We start from the raw sequence: 23202 nt of genomic DNA on the forward strand, positions 1-23202 counted from the left end.
AAATCCGAATAATCTGACATCAACACCGAAAGCTCTCATGGACCGCCTCACCACCCTGATCGAAAAATTCCACCTCAGCGTTCAGCCAGCCCCCAATGGGGACGCCAATCTGATCGCGATCTGCAACGCCAAGGGCGCCCCACGCGAGGTGCGGTTTTACACACGCGGCGTGTCGGATTGGGCGGACATGGACCGTTTGATGTTTGCCGCCCGCGTTGATTGGGCGGGGCCTTCCAATCCACTGATGGCGGCCTTGCCTGACCGGATTGATTATGACCTTGCCGACAAGGGCGATACGCAGACTTTGGTGCAATTGATGTATGCCGAGGCCACCGGCGGGCGCTGCGGCGCGCAATCGGTGATGTCACGGCTGGGCGAGGCGCTGATTGTGCGCCTGCTGCGCGATCAGATGCGCGAGGGGCGCACCGAGGTCGGCTTGCTCGCAGGCCTTGCCGATCCACGCCTGTCGCGTGCGATTGTGGCGATGCACGACCATCCCGGTCGGCTCTGGACCAACGCCGATCTGGCTGAGGCCGCGGGCTTGTCTCTGTCGCGTTTTTCGGAATTGTTTTCGGACATAGTGGGCGAAACCCCGATGGGCTATCTGCGCCGCTGGCGTTTGATCCTTGCTCACCAAGACGTGCGCCGCGGCGATCGCATCGACGCCGTCGCCCGCCGCTATGCCTATGCGTCCCCCGAAAGCTTCACCCGCGCTTTTCGCAAATCTTACGGCGTTGCGCCTTCTGCTTTGCGGGCGGCCTGACAGGCTTTCTGTTCCCCAAATACCTCGGGGTGAATTGCCCCAAAGGGGCAAGCGGGGCTGGCCCCGTCTGCGCTACAGCGGCCAGAGTAGCGGGATCGCCGCCGAGGTCAAAAGACCAATCGACAGGTTCAGCGGAATGCCGATCTTCATGAAATCGCTGAACCGATACCCGCCCGGACCAAACACCAACATATTGGTTTGATAGCCGATCGGGGTGGCAAAACTGGCCGAAGCGGCGATCATCACCGCAATCACCAATGGCCGGGGATCGATGCCAATGGCGGTTGCCAGCCCCACGGCAATCGGCGTGACCACCACGGCCACGGCGTTGTTGGACACCAACTCAGTCAGCACCGAGGTCAGCAGATAGATCGCCCAGATTAGGAAGAACGGCGGCAAACCCTGCATAAACGGCGCAAGCCGGTCGACAATCAGCGCCACCGCGCCCGAACTCTGGAGCGCGGCACCAATGGCCAGCATCGAAAAAATCAGCGCCAGCAAGCGCCCGTCGACGAAAGAAAACGCTTCGTCTGCGTCGATGCAGCGGGTCAAAAGCACAACAGCAACCGCCAGCACCGACAGCAGGAAAATCGGGGCAACGCCCAGTCCAGCCAACACAACCACGCCCGCCATCGCGGCCAGTGCAATCGGCGCATGACCACGTCTGTATTCACGCTCGGACGGGTGAGAGACGTCCACCATATCCATCTCCACGGACAGACGCTGGATGTCCTCCGGCGCGCCTTCCAGCAACAGCGTATCGCCCACGCGCACCACCAACTGATCGAGCTGCTGGCCGATATTCTGGTTTCGACGGTGCACCGCGAGCGGATAAACCCCGAACCGGCGGCGCAGTCGCATCGCGCCAAGCCGACGGCCAACCATCTTGCACCCCGGCGTGATCAACGCCTCAACGGTTGTGGTTTCCACCGCGCCAACCTGATCCAGCCGTTTCAGTGATTTATCACGCTGCAGGCTCAGCAACTCGGTCATACGCGTGCGCAGCACGACCCGGTCACCCACCCGCAATTCAACGCCCTTAAGATTACGTCGCAGCGATTCATCGCCGCGGATCACGTCAATCAATCGCACACCCTCGCGCTTAAACAGCTGCACCCCGGCAACCTCGCGCCCGATCAGGTTGCTTTCCGGCGGGATCACCGCTTCGGTGAAGAACTTCATCTGGCTGCGGTTTGATCCGGACAACATGTCCGCCATGCTGGCGCGCTCCGGCAGCAACTGGTCGGCAAACAGGTAAAGATACAACATGCCCCAGCCGACCACGATCAGGCCCAGCGGTGTGACCTCGAAAATGGTGAAAGGCTCCAGCCCCTCGGCGCGGGCGACACCATCCACCAGCAAGTTGGTCGAGGTCCCGATCAACGTCAGCGTGCCGCCCATGACGGCGGCATAACTCAGCGGGATCAGAAACTTTGAGGCAGGTTTGTCCAAGGTGCGCGCCAATTGCGTGAACACAGGGATCATCACGACCACAACGGGCGTGTTGGACACAAAGGCAGAGGCCACAATCACAAAGGCCAAAAGCATGACAATGGCCAGCTTCGGATTGGTGCGCGCCTGCTTGTCGGCCATATGGGTGAACGCACTTAGCGCGCCGGTGCGCACCAAGGCGCCCATCACGATAAACATCGCCGCAATGGTCCAGGGCGCGGGGTTGGACAGCACCGACAAAGCCGCTTGATAGGGCAACACACCCGTCAGCAAAAGAAAGGCCACGCCGCCGATGGCCACCACCTCGGTTGGGAAGGTCTCCCGCATAAACAGGAAAAACATCGCGGCGACTGTGCAGAGCGCCAGAATGGCCTGCACGGTCTGTGATAGGTCAAAAAGCTGCATCAGCGCTCCGGTGTCACAATCGGCCCAGATGTATCATGCAGCCCTTTTCGAGCAAGCAGTTTTGCATCTGCAGCGACGTCGCTGATCATTCGTCGCGCGGTTGCACCAGAAACATTCCCATCAGGATCAACCCCATCGCGCCCCAAACCCAGAGCGAATAGCGTTCTCCCAACATCAGCATTGACCAGATCACACCGGATCCGGTGACCACATAGGCGACCTGTGCGGCAAAAACTGACCCAGCGCGCGTGACCAGCCAGACATAAGCTGTGTAAACCGACACATGGATGATCGACGACAACACCAACGCATATTCAGGCGCCGCCCATTCGGTGCGCGGATCAATGAATTGCCCCGACGCCACCGCCAACGGCAGCGCCACAATAGCGCCCACAATCGACGCCCCATAAAGCACGTGCCCAGCGCCAAGCCCGTGCATGCCCCATTTGCTGACGACGTTGCCCTCTAACGCGTAACACAGCGGCGCGATGACGGCGATTGGTAGCCACGCGAGCATGGCCGGATCGGGCAGGGCTTCCGGCTCTGACAGCACATACACACCGCACAGCCCCAGAACCAATCCGCCAAGCCGTAACCAGTTGAATCTGTCCACGCCCAGCGCCAGCGCCACAGGAAAGGCCAGCATTGGCACAAGCGAAATCACCAGTGACATGATGCCAGCAGGCAATTGCGCGGCGGCGCGAAAGGAAAAACTGTTGGGCACCACCGTGCCCAGCGCAGCAATCAGCAGAAAGAACCACAACAGGCGCGGGGGCAGCGCAATCGGCTTGCCTGTAACGACGCGCAGCACAAACATGAACACCGCGCCGATCGCCAGCTGCCAGAATATCAACCCCAACGGTTGATATCCTTGCGACACCGCAATCTTGGTCAGCGGCTGCGTCAGTCCCCAGCCAGCGCCAATTGCCAGCAGGATGCCGAACCACCGCAAACGGGTCATTTCAGAGAGGTCCGGATTGGCTGAGACGGCCACCCTGACGCACCATCTCGATGCGCGTGGCCTGACCTGTGCGGTCATCGGTTTCCACATAAACGCCCGACAGCGTGGCCTCTTCCAAGGCGGGTGTGAACCGTGCCTTGGGCATTCCGGTCACAAACCGGCGCATTGGCTCGGTTTTTTCCATACCGATCACGGAATTATAATCGCCGCACATGCCCGCATCCGCCTGAAATGCGGTGCCTTTGGGCAGGATTTGCGTGTCCGCTGTGGGGACGTGCGTATGGGTGCCCACCACAAGGCTGGCGCGGCCATCACAGAAATGCCCCATGCCCATTTTCTCAGAGGTGGCTTCGCAATGCATGTCGATGATGGCTGCCTGCACCATGCCGCCGCGCGGATGGCTGCGCAGCACTTGGTCCATCGCGGAAAACGGATCACCATAGGGCTGTTTCATAAACACCTGACCAAGCGCCTGCGCCACCAGCACTTTGCGCCCGCCACGTGCTTCAAACACGCGATGGCCTTTTCCCGGCACATCGCCACGGCCAAGGTTCACCGGGCGGATGATGCGCGGCTCGCTCTGGATGAACTGCATCATGTCTTTCTGGTCAAAGGCGTGATCGCCCAGTGTGATGCAATCCGCGCCTGCTTCAAGAATGCCTTTGGCATGCGCGCCCGAAAGCCCCATGCCATTGGAGGCATTCTCGCCGTTCACCACGACAAAATCGAGTTTCCAGTCCTCGCGCAGTTTCGGCAGCCGTTCCGTCACAGCTGTCCGGCCTGCACGGCCCATTACGTCACCAAGAAAGAGTATTTTCATGGGTCATGGTCCTAGGCCGCTGGCGCAGAGTTGGCAAGAGGGTCGGTTCGGGCGCTGCCAAAGCAAGGCTTTGGCAATAGGGGAACACTGGATTGTTCTGGCCACATTGATTGTCTGGTATGCGGACTTTGCTGCCGTTAAAGACTTGCCTAAAGCCCAGTCATTTTGGGATTCACCAATAGTCTGCTAAAGCTCGTGAAATAGCTCTTCTGGAGGTTGATCTATGAAGCAAGAAACGGCGGACTTCATCGAAGCGGGAAGTGGCGAAAGGGTAATCCTTGTCCACTCAAGCGTTGCTGGTGCCAAACAATGGCGGAGCCTGATGGAGACGCTTGCCGACGACTTCCATGTCATAGCGATTAACTTATTCGGCTACGGAGATACCCGTGCTTGGGCAGATGATGGCACGCAGCGTTTGAAGGATCAGGCTGGGCTTATCGAACCTTTTTTGCCGGAAGGCGCCGACAGGGTGTCTATTGTTGGACACTCGTTCGGCGGCAGCGTTGCGATGAAGGCGGCTGCAATGTTCAAGACGAAAGTTCGTCGATTGGTCCTTATCGAGCCTAACCCGTTCTATCTTTTGGAGAAGAATGGGCGGTCTGAGGCTTACCAAGAAGCCATCGCTTTAAGAGATGCGATCAGGTCAAACGGTAAGGCTCGAACATGGGACGTCGCTGCTGAAGTGTTTGCGAATTATTGGACAGGTGCTGGAAGCTGGGATGCCATGCCTGACGACCGAAAATCCAAATTTTCGCAGGCCTTGAAACCAAATTTCCATGAATGGGATGCGGTCATGAACGAACAAACGTCATTTTTGGAATGGGAAAGAGATTTACCGAAACACACGACTGTCGTGTCAGCACAGGACACCGTTCGGTCCATTAGTGAGATTGTCGAATTGATGAAAGAGAACGCATCCGAATGGCGCTTTGAACAGATTGAGCGCGGTGGGCACATGGCGGCGATGACCAAACCAGATCTAATCAATCCGATTGTCGTAAGTGCATTAAATTAGCGGTCGCTTCGGGCTCGAAACAGACCTTCGCCGCAACACGATATTACCCGATCCCCTACCGCTGAAACTCAAGTATCCGGCTCTCCGTCACCATCATGTCCAGCGGCTGATCTGTTTGCTCCAGCGGCAACGTCTCCGCCTCTTGCGCGTCAAAGGCAAAGCCAATCGCCAAGGTCCCCCGCCGTGCGCGCAGCCGCTCCAACGTGCGGTCATAAAACCCGCCGCCATAGCCCAGCCGCCCGCGGTTGCGATCAAACGCCACCAGTGGCACAATCACGATCTCAGGGTCAAAATAGTCATCCACCACAGGCACCTGCGCCCCAAATGGCCCGTCGCGCAACGCGCCTTCCGGTTCCCATCGGGAAAACTCCAGCGGCTGCGCTTCCCCCTGAATGACCGGCACGCCTACAGGGCCGTGCGCTGCGGCCTCTGCCATTGCGGCCAATGGGCTGATTTCTGTGCGGATCGGCATATAGCCCGCCAATGGCACCCCGCGATAGCCTGCCAAAATCTCGCTCAGATGCGCCGATTGCCCGTGACCAGCGGCGTCAAAAGCTGCTTTGCGCCGCGCGAACGCGGCTTTGCGCGCCGCTGTCTTGATTGCTGTCAGGTCCATCATGCGCCTCTACAACAGAACATGGGCCGCCAACCCAAGGAATGCAAAAAAACCGATCACGTCGGTGATTGTCGTTACAAACGGCCCCGACGCCAGCGCCGGATCAATGCCGGCCCGGTCCAACGCCATCGGGATCAGCACGCCGCCCAAGGCCGCCGCGATCTGCGTCACCACCATGGCCACGCCAATCACCACCGCCAACATCGGCACACCGAACCAGACCCCCGCCACCAGCGCCATGACAAAGCCAAACAGAAGGCCGTTCAAGGCCCCCACCGACAGTTCACGCCGTGCGACGCGCAATGCGTTTTGCGCGGTCAAATCCTTGGTCGCCAGTGCCCGCACCGTGACCGTCATGGTCTGCGTGCCCGCGTTGCCACCCATCGAGGCGACAATCGGCATCAACACCGCGAGCGCCACCATCTGATCGATGGTCTCCGCGAACATATCGATAACCATCGAGGCCAGAATGGCCGTCAGCAGGTTCACAAACAGCCATGTCGCGCGGCCCTTGGCTGCCTCAAAAATCGTGTCCGACAGGCTGGTTTCTTCGCTCACACCCGCCAGTCGCAGAATGTCTTCTTCGTGCTCTTCATCCAGCACCACCATGGCGTCATCAATGGTGATCATCCCGATCAGCCGCTCGTCCGCGTCCACCACGGGCGCAGAAATCAGGTGATACTGGTTGAACGCATAAGCGACGTCTTCCTCGTCCTGCGTGACGGGAATGGTCTGAAATTCCTCTTCCACGATCTGGTGCAAGGCCACGTTGCGGTCCGACGACATCAGCTTGCCCAAAGTCACGTTGCCCACAGGTCGCATGCGCGGATCGACAAGGATCACGTGATAAAACTGCTCCGGCAATTGTCGCGCGTTGCGCAGATGATCGATGGCCTGACCGACGGACCAGTCTTCTGGCACCCACACAGTTTCGCGCTGCATCAAGCGACCAGCGGTGTTCTCCGGAAAACTCAGCGCCTGTTCAACGGCCACCCGGTCGGCATCTTCAAGCTGGTCAAGAATGGCTTCCTGCTGCGGCTCGTCCAGATCCTCAACCAGATCGACGATGTCGTCGCTTTCCAGCTCGCGCACCGCTTCGGCCAAGACGTCAGGTGACAAGATCGCAAGGATCTCCTCGCGCAGGCCCTCATCAAGTTCGGGCAGGATGTCGCCGTCGAACTCTTCGCCATAAAGCTCCACCAGACGCCGCCGGTCATACGGGTTGATCTGCTCGATGATGTCGGCGATGTCGGCAGGGTGCAGCGGCTCCAGCAGCGACACCAGCGTGTCACGGTCTTTGGCGTCGAGCGAATACAGGATGCCCGACACCAGCCGCCGGTCCAGCATATAGGCGTCGTCTTCGGTTTGCGGGTCCGGGGCGGTCTGATCATCAAGCTCTGTCATGACGCTCCCTTTTTTGGCACCCGCTGACCGGACGTCGCCAGCTTGACGCGACAATAGGCCAATCGGTTGATACAGTTCAACGAAAGACGACGATTTACACGTCAAAAAAGCCGCGATAGGAGAGCGCGTTACGCTGTTGGGAGACCGCAATGACTGCTGCCAAATTGCTTCTGGGCCAAACCCTCTCGTTTGAGGGCAACCCGTTTGAAACCGCCGCCGCAGACGCCGCGCGCCATGAACGGCGTGGTGCGGTGCTGATCAGGGATGGCCGCATTGCCGCCGTGGGCACCTCTGATGCCCTGCGCGCCGCGCATCCACAAGCGGATGTCACCGACTATGGCGACGCTTTGCTGTGCGCAGGTTTTGTCGACGCGCATGTGCATTATCCGCAGACCGGCATCATCGCCAGCTGGGGCAAACGCCTGATTGACTGGCTCAACAGCTATACCTTCCCGGAGGAAATGCGGTTTGGGGATCGGGCATATGCCGATCAGATCGCGAACACCTATCTGGATCTGACCGCCAATCACGGCACCACCACCACGGTCAGCTATTGCACCATCCACCCCGAAAGCGTCGATGCGATTTTTTCCGCCGCGCAGACGCGTGGTCAGCGCATCGTGGCCGGCAAAACCTGCATGGATCGCAACGCGCCCGACGGGCTGCGCGACACCGCGCAATCTGCCTATGACGACAGCAAGGCGCTGATCGCCAAGTGGCACGGCGTGGATCGTCTGGATTATGCAATCACCCCGCGATTTTCGCCAACCTCAACGCCAGAGCAGCTCCGTGCGCTGGGCGATCTCTGGGCCGAGCACCCCGATTGCCTGATGCAGACGCACCTGAGCGAACAAACCGACGAAATCGAATGGGTGCTTGGCATGTTTCCCGACGCCCGCGATTATCTGGACACCTATGAGGCCTTTGGCCTCTTGGGAGAAAAGGGTCTTTACGGTCACGCGATTCATCTCGAACCCCGTGAACGCGCCCGCCTGCGCGAGGTCGGTGCTGGCTTGATCCATTGCCCAACGTCCAACACCTTCATCGGTTCGGGGCTGTTTGAGATGCAAAGTCTGATGGATGAGGGGCAGCGCGTCGGCCTTGCCACTGACACCGGCGGCGGCTCATCGTTCTCGATGTTGCGCACCATGGCTGCGGCCTATGAAGTTGCGCAGCTGCGCCACACACCGCTTCACGCCGCGCAATTGATGTGGCTGGCCACGCAAGGTTCGGCACGCTCTCTGCATATGGAAGACAAGATCGGCAACCTTGCTGCAGGCATGGAAGCCGACATTGTTGTGCTGGATCTCAGCTCAACGCCTGACATTGCTCAGCGCAGTTCCCGTGCGAATGACATCTGGGAAGCGATTTTCCCAACCATCATGATGGGCGATGACCGCGCTATCAAAGCAACGTGGATCAACGGTCAGCCCGTCAAAGGCTGATCAGAACAACCCGTTGTTGTTGGCGGAATTTACAGGGATGGTTTGCAGCACATCCCAGTGCTCCACAACTTTGCCGTTCTCATCAAAGCGGAAAATGTCGATGCCGGCGTAGTCCTCGTCGCCAGGCCATTCCTGATGACAGTGCAGAACGACATGGTTGCCTTCGGCAATCACGCGTTTGAAATGCACGGTTTTGCCCGGAAACTCTGTGGCCATGCGCTCGAAATAGTCGATGAAGGCCTCTTTGCCGTCGCCAACATGCGGGTTGTGCTGAATATAGACGTCGCCCACGTAAGTCTCGATCGCCTCGCGTGGCTTACATTGATTGAACATCATGTCGTAAAACGCCATGGCGTTGGCTTTGTTCTCCGCAAGTCCCATCGCGCACCTCCTGCTGCCGGTCTAAAACGCCTTAAACGTCAGCGTTGTCAGGGACCGTTCAATTCCCTCAATATCCAGCAGATGCTCATTGATGTATTTGCCCACATCGGCGTCCTCGGGGATGTAGAGCTTCATCATCAGATCAAAATCGCCAGAGGTCGAATAAAGCTCCGAATGAATTTCCTTCAAGGCAATTTCTTCGGCCACGCGATAGGTGGTGCCGGGCTTGCAGCGGATCTGGATGAATACACAGGTGGTCATCGGGCGGCCTCTTTTCTGATTGGCTCTGGTTGATCGCGCTTAAGCTGGCACAAATGCCACCCGCTGCACAATCCGAAATACGCCCCCTTGGCCCGCGACATGGCGGCTCCTATAAGGGCGCGCACAAGACTTGCAAAGGACATCCCGATGCGCACAGCCAGCGTCACCCGCGCCACTGCGGAAACCGATATCAACGTCGAGATCAACCTCGACGGCTCAGGCACATATGACAACCAAACCGGTGTGGGCTTTTTTGACCACATGCTAGACCAGTTGTCGCGCCATTCGCTGATTGACATGACCGTGCGTGCCAAAGGTGACTATCACATCGACGACCACCACACCGTTGAGGACGTGGGCATCGCGCTGGGGCAGGCCCTGACGCAGGCGCTGGGCGACAAACGCGGCATCCGCCGTTATGCCGCCTGCCACCTGCCAATGGATGACGCGCAGGTCCGTGCGGCGCTGGATCTGTCGGCGCGGCCATATCTGATCTGGAACGTCGAAATGCCGACCCAAAAGATCGGCACGTTTGACACCGAACTGGTGCGGGAATTTTTTCAAGGGTTTGCGACGCACGGCGGCATCACGCTGCACGTCGACCAAATCCACGGTTTCAACAGCCACCACATCGCCGAGGCCACGTTCAAAGCCGTGGCCCGCGCTCTGCGCGAGGCGGTCGAGGTGGACCCGCGCAAAGCGGATGCCGTGCCCTCGACCAAAGGCGCGCTTTAAGCAGGTTGCGCTGCCCCCATTCGGGTGGGGCGGCGCACAATCCACTCCGCGATCAGCAGGTTGGGCACCCAGCACAGCCACGCCACAAGCGGATAGCCGTCTTCCAACCCCACCGTCATCGCCAATATCGGCAGTTCCAGCCGCAACGTGACCGCAGCAAAGGTGAGCGCTGCACTGCGGATCATCCAGGCTTTGTGCTCGGCCACACGTTTGTTACGGATGTGGGATACCGCCACCGCAGTTGTGCCGATCCATGCAAATCCCAAAAGCGCAAAACCCACCGCCGCAAACTGTCCCGCATTGGTGCCAATCGCCATCAGAATGGCGCCAACACCGGCGATCAATATCGTCACTGCATACGTGCGTCCCAGCCAGCGGTGCACGGCAGGGCGGCGCAGTCGCAATCCGGCCCAAAACTGCAACGGCACCAAGGCCAAAGCCACCGGTGCCAACCCCACATGGGCAAAGAATGCCAGCTGCCGTTCAATGGCGTGATAGGCGACAAATTCCATCGACGTCTCGACCCCTATCAACAGAAACCGCAAAGACCACAGGGCGACGGCCATGCAAAAAAACCACAGGAAAAATGTGCGTACAGTCAACAGAGCCTTCATGGGGTCTCTCCCTTGTGTGTAATTTGACAGTGTAAAGTTGGCGCAACTTGACACTGTCAACTTGACGCTGTCAAGCAGGTATCGCACTATGTTTACATGACGTTGAAAACACCCAAGAAATCCCACCACCACGGCGATCTGCGCAACGCGTTGATCAAGGCTGGCATTGAAATTCTCGAAGAGGGGGGAATCGATGCGCTCAGTCTGCGCAAGTGTGCTGCCCGCGCTGGGGTCAGCCATGCAGCCCCCGCTCATCACTTTGACGGGCTTCCGGGATTAAAGGGCGCCATCGCCAGCGAGGCCTTTGCCGTTTTTTCCCGTCACATGTTGGAAGCCGCCCAATCGGAAGGCGACAGTCCGCAAGCGCGTCTGAAAGGCATCTGTCGAGGGTATGTGCAATTTGGTCTTGCCCACCGCGCGTTGTTGGACACGATCTTTGGTATCGATATGTCCGACTTGCGGCGCGAGCCGATCGAACATGATGACAGTTCCGCTTATCAGATCCTGCGCGACGCCTGCGCGCCTTTCGTTCCAGACGGCACGCAGCCCGAGGTCGTGGAGTTTCAGGTCTGGTCACTGATCCATGGCTACACCATGTTGTTTGTGCGCGGCCATTTGGGGGAAATCATGCCAACCGATGTGACAGATGGTCCGTTTGAGGAGGTCATGGCGCTGCTGGATCGTGTTGGAACAGCGCCAAAGTCTTGACCTCCGCCGCCCGCTGGGTCAGGTGAGGGGCAGACGATTTTATGGGACACCCTGCGCCATGCTGACAGCCATCATCGATTATGAATCCGGCAATTTGCACTCCGCTGAAAAAGCCTTTGAGCGGATGGCGCGAGAGGTCGACGGCGGCGAGGTTGTGGTTACGTCAGACGCGGATGTTGTGGCACGTGCCGACCGACTGGTGCTGCCCGGCGACGGCGCTTTTCCGGCCTGTGCCGAGGAGCTGCGCGGCCACAAAGGCATCTATGACGCCATGGTCGAAGCGGTGGAACAAAAAGGCCGACCGTTTCTGGGCATTTGCGTTGGCATGCAGCTGATGGCGACGACCGGTCACGAATACGAGGAAACCTCGGGTCTCGGCTGGATCGCCGGCGACGTGCGCAAAATCGCGCCCAGCGACGCGTCTTTGAAAGTGCCGCATATGGGATGGAACAATCTGGTGATCGACCATCCGCACGCTCTATTGGACGGGATCAAAGACGGCGATCACACCTACTTTGTGCACAGCTACCAATTCCATGTTGCCAACCCCGCTGAACGGCTGGCGCACGTGGACTACGGCGGCGATGTCACAGCCATTATCGGGCGCGACACGATGGTCGGCATGCAATTCCACCCCGAGAAAAGTCAGGACATCGGCCTGCACATGATCGGAAATTTCTTCAACTGGAAACCCTAGGCCCCGCGATCGGGCAGGGCGCTCCCGCCCGTTGCACGGTTGGGCATGGCTCAAGCCGAGGGCTTGAGCCTGCGCGTGTTGCACCCGTTGCGCGCCTCAACACGCGCTCGGCGTGTTAAGTTCGTCCAATTTCAGAGACCTCTCAACGGAACCGACGCAATACCGACGTCATACCGTCGCGATGCCGATGGCAATTTTGGCCAGACACCGATGTTAACCCGAATGTGACCCTAAACGCGAAGCGCCGCCCCAAAGGACGGCGCTTCGGAAAGTTTAATGCGTTGAAATCACTTCTTTTTGCGCGGCGGCATCAGGTCTGTGATCGTGCCTTCAAACATTTCCGCAGCAAAGTTCACAGTTTCGCTAAGTGTTGGATGGGGATGGATGGTGTGCCCCAGATCCACGGCATCAGCCCCCATCTCAATTGCCAGCGCAACTTCGGCAATCAGGTCCCCTGCGTTTGGACCAACGATACCGGCGCCAATCACGCGCTCGTGCTCATCAAAGATAAGTTTGGTCAAACCCTCACTGCGTCCCAACGACAGCGACCGTCCCGACGCGGCCCAAGGAAACACGCCCTTGCCAACCTTCAGCCCTTCGGCCTTGGCCTGCGTTTCAGTCATGCCAACCCAAGCCACTTCGGGATCGGTATAGGCCACCGAGGGGATCACGCGCGCATCAAAGTGACGCTTGTGACCCGATGCAACTTCGGCCGCAACTTTGCCTTCATGCACGGCTTTGTGCGCCAGCATCGGCTGACCAACAACATCGCCGATGGCAAAAATGTGAGGAACGCCAGTGCGTTGCTGGCTATCCACCGCGATAAAGCCGCGCTCATCCACCGCAACCCCCGCAGCCGCACCATTGATTTTTGCGCCATTCGGACGCCGTCCGACGGCAACCAGAACCTTGTCGAACGTATCAACGGTTTCGCCGTCTGGACCTTCCATCGTGACCTTCACACCAGCATCCGTAGCTTCCACGGCGATGACTTTGGTCTTGGTCAAGATCGCCTCGTAGCGGCTCTCGACGCGCTTTTGTAGCGGCTTAACAACGTCTTTGTCAGCGCCGGGAATGATCTGATCCATGAACTCAACGATGGTCACTTTGGACCCCAATGCGTCATAGACGGTGGCCATTTCCAAGCCGATGATCCCGCCGCCCAACACCAACAACCGTTCGGGAACGTCTTCAAGCTCCAGCGCGCCAGTGCTGTCGATCACCCGCGGGTCGTCATGGGGAATAAACGGCAGGGTGACCGGCTCAGACCCAGCAGCGATCACACATTGATCAAAACTGACGGTGGACTTAGCGCCGTCGTTGTCGACCTCGATCATATTGGGTCCAGTGAACGTGCCAAAGCCGTTAACAACCTGCACTTTGCGGGCCTTGGCCAAGCCGGTCAGTCCGCCAGTCAGCTGATTTACAACGCTTTCCTTCCATCCGCGCAGTTTGTCCAGATCGACTTCAGGCTTGGCAAAGGTCACCCCATGCGCGCCCATGTCTTCCGCTTCCGAGATGACTTTTGCTGAATGCAGCAATGCCTTGGACGGGATGCAGCCGACGTTCAGACAGACGCCGCCTAGCGCGCTGTCTTTCTCGATCAACACAACTTTTTTGCCAAGATCTGCGGCGCGGAAGGCTGCTGTATAGCCGCCCGGACCGGACCCCAGAACAACCACCTCGGCGTGCACATCCCCCGCGCCCGATGCGGTGCCAGTGGCTGCGATCGTTTGGGGCGTGGCGGGTGCCTCGGCTTTGGGGCCCTCGACGGCCTTCGAAGTCGATCCACTTTGGGCTTCAAGCACAACAATCAGGCTGCCCTCGGACACAGAGTCGCCTTCCGCGACTTTGATCTCTTTCACCACGCCAGCTGCGGGCGACGGCACTTCCATTGTGGCCTTGTCGCTTTCCAGCTCAAGAAGCGGGTCTTCGGCGGCAACAGTGTCGCCGACCGAGACCAGAATTGAGACCACCGGAACTTCGGAAAAATCTCCAATATCAGGTACTTTGATGTCCATGCTCATTCTCCTCACCACATCAACTTGCGCATGTCACCCAGCAGAGTTTTCAGCGTCACAGTGAACCGTGCAGCCAAAGCTCCGTCGATGGCACGGTGGTCGTAGCTGAGAGACAGGGGCTGCATCAGACGTGGTACAAATTCCTCGCCGTTCCAGATCGGTGCCATTTTACTACGGGTCAGGCCCAAAATTGCCACTTCGGGTGCGTTCACAATTGGGGTGAAAGACGTGCCACCTATGCCCCCAAGCGAAGAGATGGTGAATGTCGCGCCCTGCATGTCTGGCCCCTTCAGGTCCCCAGCGCGAGCTTTGCCCGACAACTCCATGAGATCCTTCGAGATTTCGACGATACCCTTGCGGTCCGCATCTTTGATCACTGGCACAACAAGCCCGTTGGGCGTGTCGGCTGCAAAGCCGATGTTATAGTAGTTTTTCCTGATGAGCTTGTCGCCGTCAGGATGGATCGAGGCGTTTACTTCCCAATGCTGCTTGAGTGCGGAAACAGAGGCCTTGATCACAAACGACAACAGCGTCACGCGATAGCCGTCGTCCTTGGCCATTGTGTCCATTTCCTTGCGGTATTTGTCCAGATCGCTGATGTCCGCTTCGTCATTGTGAGTGACATGCGGGATGTTGAGCCAGCTGCGATGAAGTGCCGGGCCGGAGAGCTTCTTGATCCGCGGCATTTCTACATCTTCGATAGGACCGAACTTAGAGAAATCCACCACAGGAATTGGGGGTATTCCCATGCCGCCCGGCGCCGCGGCAGACGCGGGTGCGATTGTGGTCGATGACTTTAGGAACGCGGTCACGTCTTCGCGCAGAATGCGGCCTTTGCGACCGGAGCCGTTCACCTTGGCCAGATCCACGTCCAATTGGCGGGCAAAGGCACGCACAGACGGCGATGCGTGGGCTTTTCCAAATCCAGCGTCTGTCACTGCCGCAGGGGCCGCTGCTGGTGCTGCGGGCATCGCGGTTTCAGGGGCAGCAGCGGGTGAGGAGACCTCGACGGTTTCCGAGACTGCGCCATTTTCAGCTTCAAGCAAAAGGATCAACGTGCCTTCCGACACAGAGTCGCCCTCACTGACCTTCAATTCGACCACTTTACCTGCCGACGGCGAAGGCACTTCCATCGTCGCCTTGTCGCTTTCGACTTCAATCAGTGGGTCTTCCTCAGAGACAACGTCGCCGACGCTGACCAGAACGGTTACCACAGGCACATCAGAAAAATCGCCGATGTCGGGAACTTTGATTTCAATTGTCATTTCGAAATTCTCCTCTCTTCCCGATCACACCAGGCGCGGGTTCGGCTTGGCGCCGTCGATGTCATATTTGGCCAATGCGGCCTCAAGCTCTTTTTTGGTGATGGACCCTTCGCGGAACAAGCCCACCATGGCCGCCGCTGCGATGTGATTTGCGTCCACCTCAAAGAAGCGGCGCAAGTTCACACGACTGTCGGACCGACCGAAGCCGTCCGTACCCAGCACTGTGTAGCTGTGCGGCACACAGGTGCGGATCTGTTCGGCATAGTTTTTCATATAGTCAGTGGCGGCGATCACAGGACCATTGGCCTTGCTTAGCTGCTCCGCCACAAACGACACTTTCGGTTCGGCGAGTGGGTTCAGGCGGTTGTGGCGGGCCACGTCCTGACAATCCCGAGCGAGTTCATTGAAGCTGGTTGCGGACCAGATTTCGCTGGTTACGCCAAAGTCTGCCTCAAGCATCTCGGCTGCCTTGATCGCCTGCACCAGAATGGTACCGGATCCCATCAGCGTTACATGCTTCTTAGTCGGTTTTTTGACCTCTTTGAAACGGTAGAGGCCTTTGATGATTTCCTGCTCCACGCCCATGGGCATTTCAGGGTGAGCGTAGTTCTCGTTCATCAGAGTGAGGTAGAAGAATACGTCTTCCTGATCCTCATACATGCGCTTCAGACCATGCTGCACAATCACGGCGACCTCATGCTGGAAAGTCGGGTCGTAGGTGATGCAGTTCGGGATGGTGCTGGCGAGGATGTGGCTATGGCCGTCTTCGTGCTGCAAGCCTTCTCCGTTTAGCGTCGTGCGTCCAGCGGTGCCACCCAACATAAAGCCACGTGCGCGGCTATCGCCTGCGGCCCAAGCCAGATCGCCGATCCGCTGAAAACCAAACATTGAGTAGTAGATGAAGAACGGAATCATCGGCACGCCGTGGTTGGAATAAGACGTCGCCGCCGCAATCCAGTCTGCCATCGCGCCCGCTTCGTTGATGCCTTCTTGCAGAACCTGACCATTGGTCGATTCCTTATAATACATCATCTGATCCGCATCTTCTGGCGTGTATTTCTGCCCTTCGGGGTTGTAAATCCCGACTGACCGGAAAAGCCCCTCCATGCCAAATGTACGGCTTTCGTCGGGTACAATGGGCACCACCTGTTTGCCGATCTGCTTGTCGCGCAAAAGCGTGGTCAGAATGCGGACAAAGGCCATGGTCGTGGAAATCTCGCGTTCGCCAGTGCCCTTAAGTTGGGCGGCAAATTTGTCAAGATCGGGGATTTCCATCTTGGGCGATTGGCTCTCGCGTTTGGGGAATTCACCACCAAGCTCTTTGCGGCGGTCGGCGAGATAGGCCTTTTGCGCGTTGTTCAGTTTGACAAACGGCGCGTTGGGCAGGTCTTCGTCGCGGACCGGGATTTCAAACCGGTCACGGAACGCGCGCAGCTGATCTTCGGCCATTTTCTTTTGCTGGTGCGTGGTGTTCTGACCTTCGCCGGCGGAGCCCATGCCGTAGCCTTTGACGGTTTTCACCAGCAAACAAGTCGGCTGGCCTTTGGTGTCGCTGGCACGTTTGAAGGCGGTGTAGACCTTTTGCGGATCATGCCCCCCACGGCGCAGTGCCCAGATCTGCTCATCGCTCCAGTCTTTCACCAGTTCCGCAGTCTCAGGATATTTGCCGAAGAAGTGCTCGCGAATATAGGCGCCGTCTTTGGATTTGAACGTCTGATAGTCACCATCCACGGTCTCGTTCATCAATTGCCGCAGCTTGCCGGAGGTGTCTTTTTCCAGAAGCGCATCCCAGCCTTTGCCCCACAGGAGTTTGATAACGTTCCATCCGGCACCGCGGAAGTCGCCCTCAAGTTCCTGCACAATCTTGTGGTTGCCGCGAACGGGTCCATCAAGGCGTTGCAGATTGCAGTTGACCACAAAGATCAGATTGTCGAGGCCTTCGCGGGCAGCAAGGTCGATCGCCCCACGGCTTTCGGGCTCGTCCATCTCGCCATCGCCCAGGAAGCACCAGACTTTGCGGTCGGCCATGTCGATCAGACCACGGTTGTGCATGTATTTCATGAACCGAGCTTGGTAGATCGCCATCAGCGGGCCGAGGCCCATAGAGACAGTCGGAAATTGCCAATAGTCGGGCATCAGCCAAGGGTGCGGATAAGACGACAAGCCGTTTCCGGCCACTTCGGAGCGGAAGTTTTCCAGTTGTTCTTCGGTAATGCGACCTTCCATAAATGAGCGTGCATATATGCCCGGGATCACATGGCCCTGAAAGAACACGAGGTCGCCGCCGTGGATCGCAGACTTGCTGCGCCAGAAATGGTTCAGCCCTATATCATACATAACGGCAGAGGAGGCGAACGAGGCGATGTGGCCACCATACTCGCTGCTTTCTTTGTTGCGGCGTACCACCGTGGCCATCGCATTCCATCGATTGATTGTGCGGATGCGCCATTCCATGTCCGTGTCACCGGGGAACTCTTCCTGATCGTCGGCAGGGATGGTGTTCTGGTACGGTGTGGTTGCCGAGAACGGAAGTGTGGCGCCGGAGGCCCGTGCCTGTTGTACGGCTTTGTCCAACAGGTAATGGGCTCGGTCAGGTCCGTCCCGTGCAATCACATCCTCGATGGCGTCCTGCCATTCTTGGGATTCTACCGGGTCGATATCGGGAAACTCGTTCGCCATGCTGGCGTCTCCTCCACTGAAGTCCAAGTTGGGAAAACTTATAGTTTAATATTAAACTATTGTGGTAGCCTTTGTCACGCATGGCTCCCATGCGCTGAAGGAAAAGCTTACGTTCGGGTTAAGCACTGGCCTCCGAGCACAAAAAAAGGGGCCCGAAGGCCCCTTGGGAAATGCTTTAAAGTAACTGCGTCAGTCTTCTTGCGGCAGCACCAGGTTGAGTACAATCGCGCAAAGCGCGGTTGGTGCAACGGCCGAGGTCATAAGTGTTTTCACAACGCCCGGTAGGTACTGCACGGCTGTCGGAACAAGGTTCAGACCTAAGCCAACCGCCAACGAGATCGCGATGATCACCATGTTGCGGCGGTTCATTTTGACTTCGGTCAGGACGTTCAGGCCTGCCGATGCCACCATGCCGAACATCACAATCACGCCACCACCAAGCACAGGCAGTGGCATGGAAGCGATTATAGCGCCGATCTTGGGCACAAGCCCGCAAACGATCAGGACAATGCCGCCAATAGTCACCACATGGCGACTCATGACGCCCGTCATACCGACAATACCAACGTTCTGGCTGAAGGATGTGTTCGGCAGGCCGCCAAACACACCGGCAATTGCAGTGCCCAAACCATCCGCATATGTCGCGCCAGCGATTTCTTCATCGGTGGCGTCGCGCCCGGCACCTGCCTTGGCTGTCGCTGAGGCATCGCCCACGGTTTCAATGGCCGAAACGATGGAGACCAACGTGACCGCAATCACAGCGCCGAGGTTGAATTCAAACCCGTAAGGCAGAGGGGTGATGCCCGTGATCCAGCTTGCCTTGCCAACTGATGCAAAGCTGACCATGCCAAGGATGAATGCCAACGCATAGCCCGCCAGCAAGCCAACCAGAATGGCCGCGCTCGAAAGAACACCTTTGGTAAAGAACTTGAGGCCCAAAGCAACAATCACCACGGTCAGAGCAACTGACCAATGTTTTAGGGAGCCAAAGCTTTCGGCTTCCATTTGGAACGAGGCGGCACCGCCGGCCGCGTACTTGATCGCAACGGGGATCAGGTAAAGACCAATCGCCAGAATGACGAGGCCCGTTACCAAAGGTGGGAACAGCCAGCGCAATTTGCCGATCACTGAACCCAGCGCGAAATGGACCACGCCGCCAATGATACAGGCGGTCAAGGCCACGCTTAGGCCTTGTGTCGCAGCGATGCCGGCCAGAACGCCAACAAAGGCAAAGCTGGTGCCCTGCATGATTGGCAAGCGTGCACCCACAGGGCCAAAGCCCACGGTTTGAAACAGCGTTGCAATACCCGCAAACAGCATCGCCATCTGGATCAGATAGATCTGCTCTGGCCCGCCAAAGGCCAGACCTGCCGCGCCCGCGACGATTATTGAGGGTGTGACGTTGGAGGCAAACATTGCCAGAACGTGTTGGAATCCAAGGGGAATTGCTTGCCCTAGGGGTGGGGTGAAATTCGGATCTGATATCTGTCCCGTGTTTGCTGATGTGTCAGCCATTACTCTTCTCCTGTTGAGTGTGTGAGGCGCCGCTCTTTTCGGTTTGGCGGCTGTGTGGAAGCCGGGTCGTTGCCCGGCGGTCTTCAGGCTGACACAATTTTGTAAGGTGTGTCGAACCAGAATTCTTCGAGATTGGGGCCGTCGCCGATCCGATCGATCACAGCAAAAAGCCCAGGCGCATGCAGAGGTGTCAGCACCCCATGCCATGTGTTGCGATGGAAATTGATGCCCTGTCCGGGCGCTGTAAGAAAGGCCTGCGGTGTGCCCGGCTGGCCGGCGGTGTCGGGCGCGACGATCACCAGAAACGCGTGTTGCGTCATCGGCAGAAAGGCTTGAGAGCCGTCGGGATGGCGCTCCATCATGTTCAGGTCGTAGGGCAAGCCGCGCGGTTCTGCATCAAAAAGCGAAATCCCTGCTCGCCCTCCTGAGAAATCCATCTTTGCGAGGTCGTGATGCCGCCCGCACAGGCCTTGGTTGATGAGTTTGTCGGGAGAGTCCCGAAGCGTGATCGCCTCACCAAACGGCGCAAAATCCTGAACTGTCAGCGGTTTGATGAGGATTGTGGTCACGGCAACACGGCCAATAGACGGAAATAGGCGATCCGTTCGACCTGCTTACAGGCCTCGTCGAATTCGGTATCGCTGTCGTGCCCGATGCGTCTTTCAAACGCGGCCATGATCGAGTTTTTGTCGTTGTCACGAACCGCGATGATGAAAGGAAAGCCGTGTTTGGCGACGTATTCGGTATTGAGACGCGTGAAGATGTCTCGTTCCTGATCCGTCAGGATATCAAGGCCCGCGCTGGCTTGCTCAGTTGTGCTTTCGGCGGTCAAGCGGCCTGCCGCAGCGAGCTTGCCCGCGAGATCGGGGTGCGCCGTGAGCACATCCATCCGCGCAGAGCGGCTGGCGGTGCGGAAGGTGCGGCAGAGCGCGTTGTGCAAGCCGACGGCGCTGTCATGGGCGGGGCCAAGCTCAAGTTCAAAGGCGCCTTCGGCAACCCATTTGGAATGCTCAAAAATACCGCCGTAGGCGGCTACAAAGTCGGTCTTGTTCATCTGGCTTGGGCGCGCGTAGCGCTGATGTGGGTGGGTTTTGGCCCAGTGTTTGGCAATGTCGATCCGGCGAGGCGTCCAGACATCCTCGTAGCCTTGGATGTAATCGATGAATTTCTTCAAACCCGCCAATTTACCCGGACGCCCGATCAAGCGGCAATGTAGACCGATTGACATCATCTTAGGCGCGCCCTCGCTGCCTTCTTCATAGAGCACGTCAAAGGCGTCTTTTAGGTAAGTGAAAAACTGTTCGCCGGTGATGTAGCCCGGTGCGGTGGCAAACCGCATGTCGTTGGCTTCCAGCGTGTAAGGAATGATCAGCTGATCGCGGTCCTCGACCTCCAACCAATATGGCAGATCATCGTCGTAGGTGTCTGACACGTAGTCAAAACCGCCCTCTTCGGCGACAAGTCGGACCGTGTTTTGCGAGCAGCGCCCAGTGTACCAGCCGCGAGGGCGTTCCCCGACAACTTCGGCGTGGAGCCGGATCGCCTCGGCAATCGCCGCGCGCTCCTCATCCTGCGGCATATCCTTGTGTTCAACCCACTTGAGCCCGTGGCTTGCGATTTCCCAATCGGCGGCTTTCATCGCCGCAACCTGTTCAGGGCTACGGGCGAGGGCAGTGGCAACGCCGTAGATCGTTATAGGTATGGAGGCTTCAGTGAATAAGTGGTGCAGGCGCCAGAAGCCTGCACGGGCACCGTATTCGTAGATCGACTCCATGTTCCAGTGACGCTGTCCGGACCAGGAAGCCGCGCCTGGGATGTCGGAGAGGAAAGCCTCGGATCCTGCGTCCCCATGCAGAACGCAGTTTTCGCCGCCTTCTTCGTAGTTCAAAACAAATTGAACAGCGACTTTGGCCCCGTCGGGCCATTGGGCGTGCGGAGGGTTGGGGCCATAGCCCCGCATGTCACGAGTGTAGCGGTTCACCATAGGTCGTTAGTGGCCCTGTTTGCGTTTGCTCTGTTTTATCCGATAAAACGGGGCAATACTTTCTTATTATTTTTGAAAGAGCTATCGGAGCGCGCACTCTGCACTTGCCGCAGCAATGGGCGCTAAAACCGTGGAACGATTGAAAAAGGGGCGAATGATGGCTGGCTATCTTACCACTCATATACTGGACACTGCACGAGGGGTGCCGGCCGAAGGCATCAAGATCGCGCTTTATCGCGTATCCGGCAATTCGCATCGCATGATTGCCGAGGCCGTCACCAACAAAGATGGGCGCACCGACGGCCCAATCCTGCCGGAAGGTAAATTCAAAACAGGCAGCTATGAACTGATCTTTTTCTGCGGCGACTATTTGCGGAAAACGGGACAAGTCGAAGGTGAAACCCTGTTTTTGGACAGCATACCGATCCGGTTTGGCATGGACGCAGAGGATCACTATCACGTGCCCCTTTTGCTATCACCGTTCGGATATTCTACCTACCGTGGAAGCTAAACTGCTGCCGTCGCTAAGTTTTTCTTCAGTTCCGTCTGGACGCGTGGCGTCATCCAGTCGATGAACAGTCGCGTTTTGGGATCCTGATGGCGGCGATGCGTGTAGAGCAACGCCATTTGGACTGGAACTGGGGGCGTGTCTGTAAGGACGGGCGTCAAAGACCCTGAGGCGAGGTGCTCGGCGATCTCAAACACTGGTTTGAGCGTGATGCCCAATCCGTCCAGAGCCCAATTGGTCAATACATCGCCGTCATCTGATTCAAAGGGGCCCTTCACTGCAAACCGTTGCACGCCATCAGCGGTTTCGAGCGGCCACTGAAATTCTGGCGCGCCGGGATAACGCAAATTGAGGCAGTCGTGGGTGCCATTTGTCAGTTGCCCTGCGGCCTCTGGCGTGCCGCGCTCGAAAAGATAAGCGGGAGAGGCGCAGAGAACCCGGTCGCAGTCGGCGATCTTCTTGATGCGCAGTGTACTGTCCTCAGGCAAGCCAAGGAAGAAGGCTACGTCCAAGCCTTCGGCGGTTAGGTCAAGCTTGCGATCTGAAAGTCGCAAGCGCAAATCTATCAGCGGGTATTCCTTTTTAAATTTGGGAATAAGCGGGGCAATCAGACGCCTCCCCACACCTAGAGGCGCTGCGACATGCAGCAAACCGCGAGGGCTTTGGGTAATGGAATTCACCGCCGCTTCAGCTTCGTCAATCGATTCAAGGATCTTGCAGGCGCCTTCGTAGAAGATGTTGCCTTGTTCGGTCGGGTTGAGTTGCCGCGTTGTGCGGTGAAACAGCCGGACACTTAGATAGTCCTCAAGTTGCGAAATACGTGAGGACGCGACAGCCGCAGAAATGCGCTGATCGCGCGCCGCTGCGGACATGCTGCCAAGTTCGTAGACGCGAACAAAAGTGCGGATATTGTCGAAGTAGGACATGGTGGTAATTGGGCGCTATCTTCAGGA

22 protein-coding genes are annotated in these 23202 nt (G+C 57.9%); 7 read left to right on the plus strand and 15 right to left on the minus strand.

Going from position 1 to position 23202, the window contains the following annotated elements:
- The first annotated feature begins 37 nt into the window (after positions 1–37).
- Positions 38–763, plus strand: coding sequence for an AraC family transcriptional regulator (locus SHIM_RS09460; protein ID WP_054002406.1), 726 nt, complete (start codon positions 38–40; stop codon positions 761–763).
- Between the two features lie 72 nt (positions 764–835).
- Here SHIM_RS09460 and SHIM_RS09465 read toward each other — a convergent pair whose 3' ends face one another.
- From SHIM_RS09465 to SHIM_RS09475, 3 genes are all read right to left on the minus strand, one after another.
- On the minus strand, positions 836–2620 hold the full coding sequence (locus SHIM_RS09465) for an SLC13 family permease (RefSeq protein ID WP_054002407.1): 1785 nt from the start codon (positions 2618–2620) through the stop codon (positions 836–838).
- A gap of 85 nt (positions 2621–2705) precedes the next feature.
- Positions 2706–3581: a DMT family transporter gene (locus SHIM_RS09470; protein WP_054002408.1), complete on the minus strand. Its 876-nt coding sequence runs from the start codon at positions 3579–3581 to the stop codon at positions 2706–2708.
- 1 nt (position 3582) lies between these two features.
- Positions 3583–4401 (minus strand): TIGR00282 family metallophosphoesterase, encoded by an 819-nt coding sequence (locus tag SHIM_RS09475; RefSeq protein WP_054002409.1) that lies wholly within the window; start codon positions 4399–4401, stop codon positions 3583–3585.
- 223 nt (positions 4402–4624) lie between these two features.
- On the opposite strand from SHIM_RS09475, the gene SHIM_RS09485 reads away from it, so the two are divergent.
- Positions 4625–5416, plus strand: coding sequence for an alpha/beta fold hydrolase (locus SHIM_RS09485; protein WP_054002411.1), 792 nt, complete (start codon positions 4625–4627; stop codon positions 5414–5416).
- A gap of 55 nt (positions 5417–5471) precedes the next feature.
- Here the strand turns inward: SHIM_RS09485 and SHIM_RS09490 are convergent, their stop codons facing one another.
- Together SHIM_RS09490 and mgtE are read right to left on the minus strand one after the other, a co-directional pair.
- Complete coding sequence (locus tag SHIM_RS09490) at positions 5472–6035, minus strand: 5-formyltetrahydrofolate cyclo-ligase (RefSeq protein ID WP_054002412.1); 564 nt, start codon at positions 6033–6035, stop codon at positions 5472–5474.
- Between the two features lie 6 nt (positions 6036–6041).
- The gene (gene mgtE / locus SHIM_RS09495) at positions 6042–7436 is read right to left on the minus strand and encodes a magnesium transporter (RefSeq protein ID WP_054002468.1); all 1395 of its coding nucleotides are present in this window, start codon (positions 7434–7436) and stop codon (positions 6042–6044) included.
- Between the two features lie 149 nt (positions 7437–7585).
- Here mgtE and guaD point away from each other — a divergent pair, with 149 nt between their 5' ends.
- Positions 7586–8881: a guanine deaminase gene (gene guaD / locus SHIM_RS09500; protein ID WP_054002413.1), complete on the plus strand. Its 1296-nt coding sequence runs from the start codon at positions 7586–7588 to the stop codon at positions 8879–8881.
- Here guaD and SHIM_RS09505 read toward each other — a convergent pair whose 3' ends face one another.
- Positions 8882–9262, minus strand: coding sequence for a nuclear transport factor 2 family protein (locus SHIM_RS09505; protein WP_054002414.1), 381 nt, complete (start codon positions 9260–9262; stop codon positions 8882–8884).
- 21 nt (positions 9263–9283) lie between these two features.
- A complete protein-coding gene (locus SHIM_RS09510; protein ID WP_054002415.1) occupies positions 9284–9523 on the minus strand; it encodes an Lrp/AsnC ligand binding domain-containing protein in 240 nt (79 codons plus the stop codon).
- 147 nt (positions 9524–9670) lie between these two features.
- Between SHIM_RS09510 and hisB the strand changes: the two genes are divergently transcribed.
- The gene (gene hisB, locus SHIM_RS09515; RefSeq protein WP_054002416.1) at positions 9671–10258 is read left to right on the plus strand and encodes an imidazoleglycerol-phosphate dehydratase HisB; all 588 of its coding nucleotides are present in this window, start codon (positions 9671–9673) and stop codon (positions 10256–10258) included.
- Here the strand turns inward: hisB and SHIM_RS09520 are convergent.
- Positions 10255–10872 (minus strand): DUF2306 domain-containing protein, encoded by a 618-nt coding sequence (locus tag SHIM_RS09520; protein WP_054002417.1) that lies wholly within the window; start codon positions 10870–10872, stop codon positions 10255–10257. The two genes, hisB and SHIM_RS09520, sit on opposite strands and share 4 nt — an antisense overlap.
- Before the next feature lie 96 nt (positions 10873–10968).
- On the opposite strand from SHIM_RS09520, the gene SHIM_RS09525 reads away from it, so the two are divergent.
- Both SHIM_RS09525 and hisH read left to right on the plus strand, forming a co-directional pair.
- Positions 10969–11580 carry a TetR/AcrR family transcriptional regulator gene (locus SHIM_RS09525; RefSeq protein WP_054002418.1) on the plus strand — a complete coding sequence of 204 codons (612 nt, stop codon included), beginning with the start codon at positions 10969–10971 and terminating at the stop codon, positions 11578–11580.
- Positions 11581–11638: 58 nt separating this feature from the next.
- Entirely contained in the window at positions 11639–12277 is a 639-nt protein-coding gene (gene hisH / locus SHIM_RS09530; RefSeq protein ID WP_054002419.1) for an imidazole glycerol phosphate synthase subunit HisH, read from the plus strand.
- Between the two features lie 287 nt (positions 12278–12564).
- Here the strand turns inward: hisH and lpdA are convergent, their stop codons facing one another.
- The 6 genes from lpdA to puuE form a co-directional block, all read right to left on the minus strand.
- Positions 12565–14298, minus strand: coding sequence for a dihydrolipoyl dehydrogenase (gene lpdA / locus SHIM_RS09535; protein WP_082358347.1), 1734 nt, complete (start codon positions 14296–14298; stop codon positions 12565–12567).
- An 11-nt stretch (positions 14299–14309) separates the two neighbouring features.
- Positions 14310–15563 carry a 2-oxo acid dehydrogenase subunit E2 gene (locus tag SHIM_RS09540; protein WP_054002421.1) on the minus strand — a complete coding sequence of 418 codons (1254 nt, stop codon included), beginning with the start codon at positions 15561–15563 and terminating at the stop codon, positions 14310–14312.
- Positions 15564–15587: 24 nt separating this feature from the next.
- On the minus strand, positions 15588–18242 hold the full coding sequence (gene aceE, locus SHIM_RS09545; protein WP_054002422.1) for a pyruvate dehydrogenase (acetyl-transferring), homodimeric type: 2655 nt from the start codon (positions 18240–18242) through the stop codon (positions 15588–15590).
- Between the two features lie 189 nt (positions 18243–18431).
- Positions 18432–19757, minus strand: a complete 1326-nt coding sequence (locus tag SHIM_RS09550) for a uracil-xanthine permease family protein (RefSeq protein ID WP_054002423.1) — start codon at positions 19755–19757, stop codon at positions 18432–18434.
- Positions 19758–19840: 83 nt separating this feature from the next.
- A complete protein-coding gene (locus SHIM_RS09555) occupies positions 19841–20326 on the minus strand; it encodes an ureidoglycolate lyase (RefSeq protein WP_054002424.1) in 486 nt (161 codons plus the stop codon).
- A complete protein-coding gene (gene puuE, locus SHIM_RS09560) occupies positions 20323–21738 on the minus strand; it encodes an allantoinase PuuE (RefSeq protein ID WP_054002469.1) in 1416 nt (471 codons plus the stop codon). The genes SHIM_RS09555 and puuE overlap by 4 nt, the downstream gene beginning before the upstream one ends.
- Before the next feature lie 160 nt (positions 21739–21898).
- Here puuE and uraH point away from each other — a divergent pair, with 160 nt between their 5' ends.
- A complete protein-coding gene (gene uraH, locus SHIM_RS09565; protein WP_054002470.1) occupies positions 21899–22252 on the plus strand; it encodes a hydroxyisourate hydrolase in 354 nt (117 codons plus the stop codon).
- On the opposite strand, the gene SHIM_RS09570 is transcribed toward uraH, so the two are convergent.
- Entirely contained in the window at positions 22249–23175 is a 927-nt protein-coding gene (locus tag SHIM_RS09570) for a LysR family transcriptional regulator (protein WP_054002425.1), read from the minus strand. The two genes, uraH and SHIM_RS09570, sit on opposite strands and share 4 nt — an antisense overlap.
- Positions 23176–23202: the final 27 nt, after the last annotated feature.

Source organism: Shimia sp. SK013, assembly GCF_001292625.1.
GTDB lineage: Bacteria > Pseudomonadota > Alphaproteobacteria > Rhodobacterales > Rhodobacteraceae > Shimia.

What these genes read in the sequence shown, in the direction of transcription:
- SHIM_RS09460 (WP_054002406.1), top strand. Translation starts at nt 38, where the DNA reads ATGGACCGCCTCACCACCCTGATCGAAAAATTCCACCTCAGCGTTCAG.
- SHIM_RS09465 (WP_054002407.1), bottom strand. Translation starts at nt 2,620, where the DNA reads ATGCAGCTTTTTGACCTATCACAGACCGTGCAGGCCATTCTGGCGCTC.
- SHIM_RS09470 (WP_054002408.1), bottom strand. Translation starts at nt 3,581, where the DNA reads ATGACCCGTTTGCGGTGGTTCGGCATCCTGCTGGCAATTGGCGCTGGC.
- SHIM_RS09475 (WP_054002409.1), bottom strand. Translation starts at nt 4,401, where the DNA reads ATGAAAATACTCTTTCTTGGTGACGTAATGGGCCGTGCAGGCCGGACA.
- SHIM_RS09485 (WP_054002411.1), top strand. Translation starts at nt 4,625, where the DNA reads ATGAAGCAAGAAACGGCGGACTTCATCGAAGCGGGAAGTGGCGAAAGG.
- SHIM_RS09490 (WP_054002412.1), bottom strand. Translation starts at nt 6,035, where the DNA reads ATGATGGACCTGACAGCAATCAAGACAGCGGCGCGCAAAGCCGCGTTC.
- mgtE (WP_054002468.1), bottom strand. Translation starts at nt 7,436, where the DNA reads ATGACAGAGCTTGATGATCAGACCGCCCCGGACCCGCAAACCGAAGAC.
- guaD (WP_054002413.1), top strand. Translation starts at nt 7,586, where the DNA reads ATGACTGCTGCCAAATTGCTTCTGGGCCAAACCCTCTCGTTTGAGGGC.
- SHIM_RS09505 (WP_054002414.1), bottom strand. Translation starts at nt 9,262, where the DNA reads ATGGGACTTGCGGAGAACAAAGCCAACGCCATGGCGTTTTACGACATG.
- SHIM_RS09510 (WP_054002415.1), bottom strand. Translation starts at nt 9,523, where the DNA reads ATGACCACCTGTGTATTCATCCAGATCCGCTGCAAGCCCGGCACCACC.
- hisB (WP_054002416.1), top strand. Translation starts at nt 9,671, where the DNA reads ATGCGCACAGCCAGCGTCACCCGCGCCACTGCGGAAACCGATATCAAC.
- SHIM_RS09520 (WP_054002417.1), bottom strand. Translation starts at nt 10,872, where the DNA reads ATGAAGGCTCTGTTGACTGTACGCACATTTTTCCTGTGGTTTTTTTGC.
- SHIM_RS09525 (WP_054002418.1), top strand. Translation starts at nt 10,969, where the DNA reads ATGACGTTGAAAACACCCAAGAAATCCCACCACCACGGCGATCTGCGC.
- hisH (WP_054002419.1), top strand. Translation starts at nt 11,639, where the DNA reads ATGCTGACAGCCATCATCGATTATGAATCCGGCAATTTGCACTCCGCT.
- lpdA (WP_082358347.1), bottom strand. Translation starts at nt 14,298, where the DNA reads ATGGACATCAAAGTACCTGATATTGGAGATTTTTCCGAAGTTCCGGTG.
- SHIM_RS09540 (WP_054002421.1), bottom strand. Translation starts at nt 15,563, where the DNA reads ATGACAATTGAAATCAAAGTTCCCGACATCGGCGATTTTTCTGATGTG.
- aceE (WP_054002422.1), bottom strand. Translation starts at nt 18,242, where the DNA reads ATGGCGAACGAGTTTCCCGATATCGACCCGGTAGAATCCCAAGAATGG.
- SHIM_RS09550 (WP_054002423.1), bottom strand. Translation starts at nt 19,757, where the DNA reads ATGGCTGACACATCAGCAAACACGGGACAGATATCAGATCCGAATTTC.
- uraH (WP_054002470.1), top strand. Translation starts at nt 21,899, where the DNA reads ATGGCTGGCTATCTTACCACTCATATACTGGACACTGCACGAGGGGTG.
- SHIM_RS09570 (WP_054002425.1), bottom strand. Translation starts at nt 23,175, where the DNA reads ATGTCCTACTTCGACAATATCCGCACTTTTGTTCGCGTCTACGAACTT.